The organism is Escherichia sp. KCJ4928 (assembly GCF_004352695.1).
Classification (GTDB): Bacteria; Pseudomonadota; Gammaproteobacteria; order Enterobacterales; family Enterobacteriaceae; genus ECMA0423.
Genome location: NZ_SJWV01000135.1, coordinates 1 through 11,430 on the forward strand (window position 1 = coordinate 1; position 11,430 = coordinate 11,430).

Genomic DNA, 11,430 nt, shown 5'->3' on the forward strand with positions numbered 1-11,430 from the left:
CCTTCATGCTGTACAGCATCTGGTTTTTGTCGTTCTCCCCGAGTTCAAACCAGGTCACCACGCCTTTCACCCGGCGCTGTACTTCATCGCCCTGCCATATCGTCAGGTAGGCCATTTTGTCCAGCACCTGCGCAAATTCAAGGGAGAGAAACTGCTGGCTGACCAGGGAGAGATCGAGGGAAAAGAGCGAAGAGAGTGACTGGTTCAGATGAAAGGAAACCACCGCAAAAGCATCCGGCGGCAGGCCGTCCACTTCCAGTGTGAAACGTAATCCGGTTGACATAGCAACCTCCAGTAAAATGAATAATGATCCGCACATATTGCATGTACAACATGTCGGGCGGATGAGATAAGCGAGTCGACATCTGGCGTTACCGGGGAATATCAGAAAAATGTCATGGTTATGTGATGATTTAGTCTGGGATTTTACTTCAGAGAAACGGGTGTCTGTTTAGTCAACAAAATAATCACAAACGCAACGGATGGGTTCTCGACGTTATTCACGACAGGCTCGTACATTACAGCGAGTAATAAAAAACCTGATATGCAAAGTCAAACCAATATTCATAATGTCTTTTTATTCACAACAATAAATAATTCAATAACAATCATTGAAATGAATGATGGTTTGTATAAGGAATATACGCTACCGCCCCACCCTGATAACATGATCTGCACATTGCCATCTTAACGTCGTTAAACACTAGCTTAATAGTGGATATTTCAAATTAGGAATTTATTAAATTCACCTGATGAATATAATAAGCAAATAGCATAGAAAATAATGACAACTCCCCCGAGGGGACCATTTCCAAAGCACTGCACCACCACCTGGTGCCGGATGATCTTGCTTCAGTGGTAAGAGTACCTGATGCATTGTTCCCAAAATGGTGTTTTCCCCTGCCCCTCCAATAATGTGTAGCTCTCACTTGATAATCTATTGATTAGGTTATATTAAGAATCAACATTTAAAATACATCCATTTTCTTGAATAAATCAACATGTTTATTAATCAATTGCTGTTTTAGCTCTGACTCATCAAGCTCTCCATATTTGTCCTACAGATAATTGCGAATAAATACAGAGAACGCCATTTATCCTTTTAGCATACCTGCCGGATATTTTTATTTGTATTAATATTAATTGCATCTCCAACTCCGAGCATATCCATCATTAAAAACTTTTTGAGATTATAGAATACCTGTGATAACAAGTGAAACATCTGCACAATGTGAATAGTTAGTTTCTTTTCAGAGGAAATGAAATAGACAAGCTGAATGAAGGGGAGAGTGATATAAATCAAAAAACATAACATGAATTTAATTAATTACACCCATCATTGTGGATAAAGTTACTGAATAATAAATAACATAATCTTCTGGTATCCCACTCAAATAATTTCATTCCTTTTTAATACTTCTTGTAATTTCGGTAACTGACATACAGCATCAGCGATCGCGCTGATATTCTGCGCATTATCCTGAAACCATTCATGCCCCGGCCCCCATGTGCGCATGGTGCAGAGATAACAGTCCACTAGCGTTAGTTGCTCACCAAAGGCATAAGGTTCAGCGGTCAATTGTGAATTCAGCCAGATATAAAGTGATTTGCGATATTCAATTACATTCTTCTTTAACTGTTCAGGTGCGTCAGATGCCCAACGCTCAGGGTAATCGGCGAAAGTGAATGTTGGATAGACATTAGCAACCAGCCAGACCAATAGCCGTTGAAACTGCTGACGTTCGGCGCGCCCAACCGGTGGCGCAAGGTCCGGGCGACGATCGAGAACCATAAATGCAATCGCCGCTGTCTCCGTCATAATCTCGTCATTTTCCAGCGCCAGTGTCGGAACCTGACACAACGGGTTCAGGGTTTTCAATAACTCGCGTGAAGCTCCCTCGTGGTCAAAACCACTGACATCAACGAACTGATAAGGAATATCAGCCAGTGTTAGCATCAGCTCACTGATTGTAGAGCCCCATCCGGGTACGCCATACACCTTAATCATATGCCCTCACAATCTTTTAAAGATTAAGTGTAGGACAGTACACAGGTTAACCAGCAAAAAGATTTGTCATTTTTTCGTCAGTTGTATTATTCCCCTTCAGGATTGTAAGGGGATGTTTTGCATCGTTTATCGATAACGGGTAGGATGCTGCGCCGATAGTTTTATACCCATAAAGAATAATGGTGATAACTATCATCGCCAGGATGAATAAACATTGTTCATGGCAACTTATATGACTTTTTCATTAAAGCAATCAGGGAGAGCAATGAGTAAACACGACACCGACACTTCAGATCAACACGCCGCGAAACGCCGCTGGCTTAATGCCCACGAAGAGGGGTATCACAAAGCGATGGGCAATCGCCAGGTACAGATGATCGCCATTGGCGGCGCGATTGGCACCGGCTTGTTTTTAGGTGCAGGAGCCCGACTGCAAATGGCGGGTCCAGCATTGGCACTGGTTTATTTAATTTGTGGCTTGTTTTCGTTTTTTATTCTGCGTGCATTGGGTGAGCTGGTGCTACACCGCCCTTCCAGTGGCAGTTTTGTCTCTTATGCCCGTGAGTTTTTGGGTGAGAAAGCCGCTTATGTTGCTGGCTGGATGTACTTCATCAACTGGGCGATGACGGGGATTGTTGATATTACCGCCGTCGCTCTGTATATGCATTACTGGGGTGCGTTTGGCGGCGTGCCGCAGTGGGTCTTTGCGCTCGCTGCACTTACCATCGTTGGCACCATGAATATGATCGGTGTGAAATGGTTTGCGGAGATGGAGTTCTGGTTTGCGCTTATTAAAGTGCTCGCCATTGTGACCTTTTTGGTCGTGGGTACAGTGTTCCTCGGTAGTGGTCAGCCGCTGGATGGCAACACCACTGGCTTTCATTTAATTACCGATAATGGCGGCTTCTTCCCCCACGGTTTGCTGCCTGCTCTGGTGTTGATTCAGGGCGTAGTGTTTGCTTTTGCCTCCATTGAAATGGTGGGTACAGCTGCCGGAGAATGTAAAGATCCGCAGACCATGGTGCCTAAAGCGATTAACAGCGTGATTTGGCGTATTGGCCTGTTTTACGTCGGCTCCGTGGTGTTGCTGGTTATGCTATTGCCGTGGAGCGCGTATCAGGCGGGGCAAAGTCCGTTCGTGACGTTTTTCTCTAAACTGGGTGTGCCATATATCGGCAGCATTATGAACATTGTGGTGCTGACCGCTGCCCTCTCCAGCCTGAACTCAGGTCTGTACTGCACCGGACGTATTCTGCGCTCAATGGCGATGGGCGGTTCCGCACCGAGTTTTATGGCGAAAATGAGTCGTCAGCATGTGCCGTATGCCGGGATTCTGGCGACACTAGTTGTGTATGTCGTCGGCGTATTCCTCAACTATCTGGTGCCGTCGCGCGTATTTGAGATTGTGTTGAACTTCGCGTCGCTGGGAATCATCGCTTCATGGGCGTTTATCATCGTGTGCCAGATGCGCCTGCGTAAAGCAATTAAACAAGGCAAAGCAGCGGATGTCAGTTTTAAACTGCCTGGCGCGCCCTTCACTTCCTGGCTGACATTACTGTTTTTACTGAGTGTCCTGGTGCTGATGGCGTTCGATTACCCGAACGGGACTTATACTATCGCGGCGCTGCCGATTATCGGTATTCTGCTGGTTATAGGCTGGTTTGGTGTGCGCAAACGCGTTGCTGAAATTCACAGCACTGCGCCAGTCGTCGAGGAAGATGAAGAAAAACAGGAAATTGTGTTTAAGCCTGAAACGGCGAGCTAATTGCAAAATTGCCCGGCTACGTGCCGGGCAAATTTAGATTACTGACGAAGGTGTGCCGCATGCGGCGTGATAAAAGTCAGGCAAGTCTCTCCGTTTTCACCCTCGCCACATCTATTACAGCGCAATACGAATCACATCGTCCGGCTGGGTAGCTTCCTGCTGTTTAGTGGATTTTTGTTTCACACTGACATACAGCGTTTTGCCATCGGCAGACAGCGCCAGGCTGTTTGGATGAGTCGGCGTATCGAACGTTTTCACCACTTTATAGCTTTTCGCGTCAATCACACTGACTTTACCTGCCTGACGATGCGTTACGTAGGCTTCATTACGCGCTGGGTTAAACAGCACAGCCAGTGATTCTGGTGCCGCAACCTTCGCCAGAATATTGCCATTACGGGTATCGACCACTAACACTTCTGCGGCTTTAGAATCGGTGATAAATGCACGCTGCCTGGCGGTATCAAGGCTAATGTTGATAAAGAAGTGCTCTTTGCCGTCATCCAGCAGCTTTTTACGGCTGAGGATTTTATTGTCGGCGGTGTCGATGGTAATCAATTCGCCGTCAGCGTTAGTGGTGTAAAGACGTTTGCCTTTGCTATCCAGCGCCAGACCGGTACTCATTTTACCGGTGTTCTGGATGGCGGTTTTCAGTTTGATATTCTCGCCATCAACGACCCAAATCACGCTCTCTTTACCAATACCACTGATGTAAACGGTGTTCGTGGCATCATCAGCTACCAGCTCACGCGGTTGCAGCGGGCGCACCTCTTCCGTGCGCTTACGATCATCCAGCACCAGACGGCCTTTCACCTCGCCAGTTTTGGCATCTATCGCCGTGACCGCGCTGTTTACGGTGTTACCAAACCACAACGTCTGAGTCGTGTTATTGATGGTGGCACCAAACGGCTTGAGATCGTTATGGATCGCCTGCGTCACTTCCAGAGTGACCGGATCAAGACGATAAACCACGCCACCTTTATCCAGTTTGCGGCTTTGCGAAGTGGCGAGCCACAGCGCGTTTTCTTGCTGGCTATAAGCCATTTCGTAGGCACCTTTACCTACCGCTTTACGCAGCATTTCTTCTGCGGCCTGCGTACTGAATGATGAAGCAACAAGCAATGAACCTAACAGTAATGAACCACGCAGGCGCGATGAAAACAGATGACGTAAATGCATGACGACTCCCTTTGATGAACCGATATTTTTGCTGCTTCACAATGCTTCGCTAAGCGTAATCATCGTTACGCTCTTGTTATAAATGGGAATGGTAATCATTATTTTCTCAAATGTGGAGCATTTCTTGCCGTTACGACTACAATTCTCTCAATTACTTAACGTATTGTGCCGTTTCATTTTCCATAAATTTACAATTTCATTACCATGACGGCGTTTTCCCATTCTTAACCTGGCTTTTTTCATGAAGATTTTTTCCGTTCGACAGACCGTTTTGCCCGCACTACTTGCCCTTTCCCCCGTTGTTTTTGCCGCTGATGAACAGACCATGATTGTCAGTGCCGCACCGCAGGTGGTTTCAGAACTGGATACCCCAGCAGCAGTAAGCGTGGTGGATGGCGAGGAGATGCGCCTGGCAACACCGCGCATTAACTTGTCCGAATCACTGACCGGCGTGCCTGGTTTGCAGGTACAAAACCGGCAGAACTATGCGCAAGATTTACAGCTGTCGATTCGCGGATTTGGCTCCCGCTCCACTTACGGTATTCGCGGTATTCGCCTGTATATGGACGGTATTCCCGCCACCATGCCCGACGGGCAAGGGCAAACATCCAACATCGATTTAAGCAGTGTGCAAAATGTGGAAGTGCTGCGTGGCCCCTTCTCTGCCCTGTATGGCAACGCGTCTGGCGGTGTAATGAATGTCACCACCCAGACCGGACAACAGCCACCAACCATTGAAGCCAGTAGTTACTACGGCAGTTTCGGCAGCTGGCGCTATGGGCTGAAAGCAACGGGCGCAACGGGAGACGGCACACAGCCCGGCGATGTTGATTACACCGTCTCAACCACGCGTTTTACGACCCACGGCTATCGTGACCATAGTGGCGCACAGAAAAATTTAGCCAATGCCAAACTGGGCGTACGCATTGATGAAGCCAGCAAATTAAGCCTGATTTTCAATAGTGTGGATATCAAAGCAGATGACCCAGGTGGGCTAACCAAAGCAGAATGGAAGGCGAATCCACAACAAGCGCCTCGTGCAGAACAGTACGACACGCGAAAAACCATCAAGCAAACTCAGGCTGGGTTGCACTATGAGCGTAGCCTGAGCGCGCAAGATGATATGAGTGTGATGATGTATGCCGGAGAGCGAGAAACGACCCAGTACCAGTCAATCCCGATGGCCCCCCAACTTAACCCGTCGCATGCGGGCGGCGTGATTACTCTGCAACGCCATTATCAGGGGGTAGACAGTCGCTGGACACACCGTGGCGAGCTGGGCGTTCCGGTCACGTTCACTACCGGCCTGAACTACGAAAACATGAGTGAAAACCGCAAGGGCTACAATAACTTTCGCCTGAATAGCGGCGTGCCGGAATACGGGCAAAAAGGTGAGTTGCGTCGCGACGAACGCAATCTGATGTGGAACGTCGATCCCTATTTACAGACGCAGTGGCAGCTGAGCGAAAAACTGTCCCTGGATGCTGGCGTGCGCTACAGCTCCGTGTGGTTTGATTCCAATGATCATTACGTTACTCCGGGTAACGGCGATGACAGCGGTGATGCCAGTTATCATAAATGGCTACCTGCCGGTTCGTTAAAATATGCAATGACCGATGCCTGGAATATCTATCTGGCAGCCGGGCGAGGTTTTGAAACGCCGACGATTAATGAGCTGTCTTATCGCGCTGATGGGCAAAGCGGTATGAACTTTGGTTTAAAACCATCCACCAACGATACAATTGAGATCGGCAGTAAAACGCGTATTGGTGATGGGCTGCTTAGTCTCGCATTGTTTCAGACCGACACTGATGATGAAATTGTTGTCGATAGCAGTAGCGGTGGGCGTACGACTTACAAAAATGCCGGAAAGACCCGTCGTCAAGGCGCTGAACTGGCATGGGATCAACGTTTCGCGGGAGATTTTCGCGTAAAAGCGTCCTGGACCTGGCTTGATGCGACCTATCGCAGCAATGTTTGCAATGAACAGGATTGTAACGGTAACCGGATGCAAGGGATCGCCCGTAATATGGGCTTTGCGTCGATAGGTTATGTACCGGAAGATGGTTGGTATGCAGGCACGGAAGCGCGTTATATGGGCGATATTATGGCAGATGATGAAAATACGGCAAAAGCGCCGTCTTATACTCTCGTCGGCTTATTCACCGGGTATAAATACAATTACCACAATTTAACTGTGGATTTATTTGGTCGTGTCGATAATTTATTCGATAAAGAATACGTTGGTTCTGTCATTGTCAATGAGTCAAACGGGCGATATTACGAACCTTCGCCCGGACGAAATTATGGTGTCGGCATGAATATTGCGTGGAGATTTGAGTAATTACCTTGATGCCCGGTATTTGCCGGGCATTTACTTTAACGATTGTATTGCTGGTATAAAATAGCAATATTTTGTTGCATAATTTCAGCAAGACAATGTCTGCATCCCTCTTTGTCTTTTGCTTTTAACGCAGCGAGTAACAGATGATAGTTTTCTATATGCTCCCGTAATTCCGCTGGATTAATCGCTTCATAGAGATAATGTAAACCAGGCCCCATCCTGACCCACAGTTGCTCAATCATCTCACACAGGATGGGCATATTTGAGCGATGATAAATCGCTAAGCGAAATAGCCTGTTTACATTAATGATTTGTTCCATGTCGCCCTTTTCTTGCGCCTGCTGTAATTTCTCGAGCAATTCCTGGAGTTCCGCCAGGTCTTGCGGGGTGAGGTTTTCAACAGCCAGAGCAACTGCCATTAATTCCAGTTCGTAGCGGATCCGATTGATTTCGTCTAATTGACGTTTCCTCACTTCCGGAACTGTAAATGCTTGTGCAGGTGCGACAGAAAGCGCATTCACCGAAACCAGACGTAATAATGCTTCACGCACAGGTGTAATACTCATACCTAATTGCTCCGCCAGATTTTTAGTAATCAGGCGTGCGCCAGGTTTTAATGCGCCAATACTAAGCTGATGTTTCAGGTCGTTCTCAACCTGCAGAGTCAAACTGACATGTTTCATTTTTCCCGTTCCAGGCATTTTAATTCCTTCGCGTGTTTTCTGTCCAACCCTGCCTGCATGGCAGAAGGAGTTCACCTGGTGTATTAAAGTGAATAATCATAAACCACTCACCTTTGTTGTTATTAGCAGCAGAACAATGACGTGGTTAGTTAATTAAAGCTGAAAATAAGCTTTTTGCCTGGATTTTTATGGCGGCTTACGCCGCCGTTGAAACTTTAATCATCACCCGCGACGCGGATCACCACTTTGCCGAAGTTTTTACCCTTCAGCAGGCCGATAAACGTCTGTGGCGCATTCTCTAAACCATCAGTAATATCTTCGCGGTAGTGGATTTTATCCTCTTTCACCCATTGCCCCATCTCCTTCTGAAACTCATGGATGCGGTGACCATAATCCTGAGCGATAATAAACCCTTGCAAGCGAATACGTTTTTTCAGCACCGTTGCCATCAACAGGGGTAAACGATCCGGACCGGGTGGTAGCTCTGTAGCGTTATTGCTGCTCACTAAGCCACAAACGGGAATGCGCGCAGATGTATTAAGTAATGGTAGCACTGCATCAAATACCTTACCGCCCACGTTTTCATAATAGATATCAATACCTTTTGGGCACGCTTTCACCAGTTGTTCGGCAAAATCATCCGCGTGGTGATCAAGACAAACATCGAAGCCCAGCACCTCGATAGCATGGCGGCATTTTTCCGCGCCACCGGCAACCCCCACCACCCTGCAACCTTTAAGTTTGCCGATTTGCCCCACCGTTGCTCCCACAGGACCTGTCGCCGCAGCTACCACCAACGTTTCGCCCTCTTTAGGCTGACCGATATCCAGCAGCCCCATATAAGCGGTAAAGCCTGGCATCCCCAGCACACCCAGCGACCACGATGGATTTTGCGGATGATCGCCAAGTTTCACCAGATCATCACCACTGGATATGTCATAGTCCTGCCATCCACTGTAGCCCAGCACCCAGTCGCCAGGCTGATAATCAGGATGATTCGACTCCACAACACGGCTCACCGTGCCGCCGACCATCACGCCGCCAATATCAACAGGCGGTGAATAAGATGGCTCATCGCTCATACGTCCACGCATATACGGGTCCAGGGACAAATAAACTGTGCGCAGTAACACCTGTCCTTCACCCGGTGTGGCGACATCATCTTCTTCAAGACGGAAATTCTCCGGAACCGGTGCGCCATGTGGACGCGAGGCCAGAACCCAACGTCGATTACGCTGCTTTTGTTGCCCCATAATGCTCTCCTGTGCTTTTGGCATGAATCCATCAATAGTAGCAGGCTCACGGGATTGGTTTTGTTTGCAGCCGTCACATCCCCTCTGCAACACGCAATAATTTCATCGAGGAATCCGTTGCTTCGGGCTGTTTTCGATAGTATTGATAACATCATCATCATTATTTTATCGAGGCCAGACATGTCCATCCGTTTTGCCCGCAAAGCCGATTGTGCTGCCATTGCGGAAATTTATAACCACGCCGTGTTGTATACGGCGGCTATCTGGAATGACCAAACGGTTGATGCAGATAACCGCATTGCCTGGTTTGAAGCGCGGACCATAGCAGGTTATCCGGTGCTGGTAAGTGAAGAAGATGGCGTAGTGACGGGATATGCCTCGTTTGGCGACTGGCGTAGTTTCGATGGTTTTCGCCATACCGTGGAACATTCGGTTTATGTCCATCCCGATCATCAGGGCAAAGGTCTGGGGCGTAAATTGTTAAGCCGATTGATTGATGAAGCGCGGGATAGCGGGAAGCATGTCATGGTCGCCGGGATCGAATCGCAAAATCAGGCCTCGCTGCATCTGCACCATTCGCTGGGATTTGTCGTCACCGCACAAATGCCGCAGGTGGGCACTAAATTTGGGCGCTGGCTGGATCTGACATTTATGCAGTTGCAACTCGACGAACGCACTGAACCGGACGCGATTGGATGAATCAGTCGCTCACCCTTGCTTTTTTGATTGCCGCCGGAATTGGTCTGGTAGTCCAGAACACGCTGATGGTGCGCATCACCCAGACCTCCTCTACCATTCTCATCGCCATGTTGCTGAACTCACTGGTGGGGATTGTGCTCTTTGTTTCTATTTTATGGTTTAAACAAGGCATGGCGGGGTTTGGCGAACTGGTGTCCAGCGTGCGCTGGTGGACACTTATACCCGGCTTGCTGGGATCGTTTTTGTCTTCGCCAGTATCAGCGGATATCAGAATGTGGGAGCGGCGACAACTATTGCAGTACTGGTCGCCAGCCAGCTAATTGGCGGTCTGATGCTGGATATCTTCCGCAGTCATGGCGTACCACTACGGGCGTTGTTCGGCCCAATTTGTGGCGCAATTTTACTTGTGGTTGGCGCCTGGTTGGTAGCCAGACGCTCATTTTAATCAGAGGATGGTGCCGCCTTTGGTTAACTGTTCGTGGCGCGCTTCCATATCTTCTTTATGCTTGCGACCGTGATGAGCAATAGCGGTGCGCAAACGCTGCTGCTGGGTGTAGCGATCTTCCCGACTTAACTCCGCGTCATCGCTCAGGGCGATTAATAATTCGTTCATATGGGCAATGACGCTCTCTTCAATCGCGGCATCCACGCGCGCGATGACTTCATCCAGATGCGACATACTTTCTCCTTAACCACTTGTGAAATTTATCGATTCATCCAAATGATATAAGTCTGCGTGGTGCCGTCAAGCCAGTGAGTAAGATTTAAAACAGTGAAAACAACAGCGCCACCGGGAAACTCATCGGCCATGTTGCCCCCACCAGAAAGGCGCTTAAGAAACGGATGCGTTTCTTATCGTGAGAAAGAAACCAGGTGATAAGAAATGCGATTGCTGCCATAACCGCATAAAAAACAAGCATATGTTGATAGAGAGACATGTACGGGCGTCCAGCCAGATGAATAAAACGCGCGCAAATATGCGTCATTTTTTGACGTGCATCAAGTTTTTTCACCAGTTTGAGAAAAAATCATCAAACAGCAACTTGCCCTTATCCATCTTCAGAATGAGTATTATTGCGGATTTTCTTAACCCGTACTATACACATAGGGGCAATGATAAAAGGTGGCAAAAATGAATGTTTCCAGTAGAACTGTAGTACTGATAAATGTCTTTGCTGCTGTTGGTTTGTTTACTCTTATCTCTATGAGATTTGGCTGGTTTATTTGATGTAGTGATTTTGCACGCAGCACGTACTGTCAGAGAAATCAACTCTCTGACAGTACGCAAGATCTTCTCATACTCTCCAGGTTTACAACATTATCCTTAATATTTACTTCTTTTTGCTGGCATCTACATTGAAATGAGTAGAAAACATCCCCCTACTGTCGTCTATACAAACAGCTTACTGATTCAAACGGAATCTTGTTTTCACATTTTTCTATCATGAATACTTTATACGCGCGGGAGTCTATAAATGCTTTATACTTTCAAGGAATAACGT

The 11,430-nt window shown here is 47.7% G+C and carries 12 protein-coding genes and 1 pseudogene; 5 read left to right on the top strand and 8 right to left on the bottom strand.

Features of this window, described 5'->3' with window-relative positions; translation table 11 throughout:
- From E0D98_RS17040 to E0D98_RS17050, 3 genes are all read right to left on the bottom strand, one after another.
- Positions 1–283, bottom strand: a 283-nt coding sequence (locus E0D98_RS17040; RefSeq protein WP_001511834.1) for a contractile injection system protein, VgrG/Pvc8 family, incomplete at its 3' end; no start/stop codon positions are given.
- Positions 284–1,102: 819 nt separating this feature from the next.
- Positions 1,103–1,315, bottom strand: a complete 213-nt coding sequence (locus E0D98_RS17045) for a YncH family protein (RefSeq protein ID WP_000882235.1) — start codon at positions 1,313–1,315, stop codon at positions 1,103–1,105.
- Between the two features lie 75 nt (positions 1,316–1,390).
- A complete protein-coding gene (locus E0D98_RS17050) occupies positions 1,391–2,008 on the bottom strand; it encodes a glutathione S-transferase family protein (RefSeq protein ID WP_000598855.1) in 618 nt (205 codons plus the stop codon).
- 265 nt (positions 2,009–2,273) lie between these two features.
- On the opposite strand from E0D98_RS17050, the gene ansP reads away from it, so the two are divergent.
- Positions 2,274–3,773, top strand: coding sequence for an L-asparagine permease (gene ansP / locus E0D98_RS17055; protein ID WP_001295649.1), 1,500 nt, complete (start codon positions 2,274–2,276; stop codon positions 3,771–3,773).
- A gap of 114 nt (positions 3,774–3,887) precedes the next feature.
- On the opposite strand, the gene E0D98_RS17060 is transcribed toward ansP, so the two are convergent.
- Positions 3,888–4,949, bottom strand: coding sequence for a YncE family protein (locus E0D98_RS17060; protein ID WP_000550675.1), 1,062 nt, complete (start codon positions 4,947–4,949; stop codon positions 3,888–3,890).
- Positions 4,950–5,190: 241 nt separating this feature from the next.
- Here E0D98_RS17060 and pqqU point away from each other — a divergent pair, with 241 nt between their 5' ends.
- Complete coding sequence (gene pqqU, locus E0D98_RS17065) at positions 5,191–7,293, top strand: TonB-dependent receptor PqqU (RefSeq protein WP_047087020.1); 2,103 nt, start codon at positions 5,191–5,193, stop codon at positions 7,291–7,293.
- Positions 7,294–7,328: 35 nt separating this feature from the next.
- Here pqqU and mcbR read toward each other — a convergent pair whose 3' ends face one another.
- Together mcbR and curA are read right to left on the bottom strand one after the other, a co-directional pair.
- Positions 7,329–7,994 (bottom strand): colanic acid/biofilm transcriptional regulator McbR, encoded by a 666-nt coding sequence (gene mcbR / locus E0D98_RS17070; protein WP_001307192.1) that lies wholly within the window; start codon positions 7,992–7,994, stop codon positions 7,329–7,331.
- Positions 7,995–8,191: 197 nt separating this feature from the next.
- Positions 8,192–9,229, bottom strand: a complete 1,038-nt coding sequence (curA, locus tag E0D98_RS17075) for an NADPH-dependent curcumin/dihydrocurcumin reductase (protein WP_050877154.1) — start codon at positions 9,227–9,229, stop codon at positions 8,192–8,194.
- Between the two features lie 180 nt (positions 9,230–9,409).
- On the opposite strand from curA, the gene mddA reads away from it, so the two are divergent.
- Positions 9,410–9,928: an L-methionine sulfoximine/L-methionine sulfone acetyltransferase gene (gene mddA, locus E0D98_RS17080; RefSeq protein ID WP_001353827.1), complete on the top strand. Its 519-nt coding sequence runs from the start codon at positions 9,410–9,412 to the stop codon at positions 9,926–9,928.
- Positions 9,925–10,373: pseudogene (locus E0D98_RS17085) on the top strand (DMT family transporter). The gene mddA and the pseudogene E0D98_RS17085 overlap by 4 nt, the downstream one beginning before the upstream one ends.
- Here E0D98_RS17085 and ydcY read toward each other — a convergent pair.
- On the bottom strand, positions 10,374–10,607 hold the full coding sequence (gene ydcY / locus E0D98_RS17090; protein ID WP_000018633.1) for a DUF2526 family protein YdcY: 234 nt from the start codon (positions 10,605–10,607) through the stop codon (positions 10,374–10,376).
- Between the two features lie 85 nt (positions 10,608–10,692).
- Positions 10,693–10,866 carry an orphan toxin OrtT gene (gene ortT, locus E0D98_RS17095; RefSeq protein WP_000061178.1) on the bottom strand — a complete coding sequence of 58 codons (174 nt, stop codon included), beginning with the start codon at positions 10,864–10,866 and terminating at the stop codon, positions 10,693–10,695.
- 194 nt (positions 10,867–11,060) lie between these two features.
- Here ortT and yncL point away from each other — a divergent pair, with 194 nt between their 5' ends.
- Entirely contained in the window at positions 11,061–11,156 is a 96-nt protein-coding gene (gene yncL / locus E0D98_RS17100) for a stress response membrane protein YncL (protein WP_001303494.1), read from the top strand.
- Positions 11,157–11,430 lie beyond the last annotated feature (274 nt).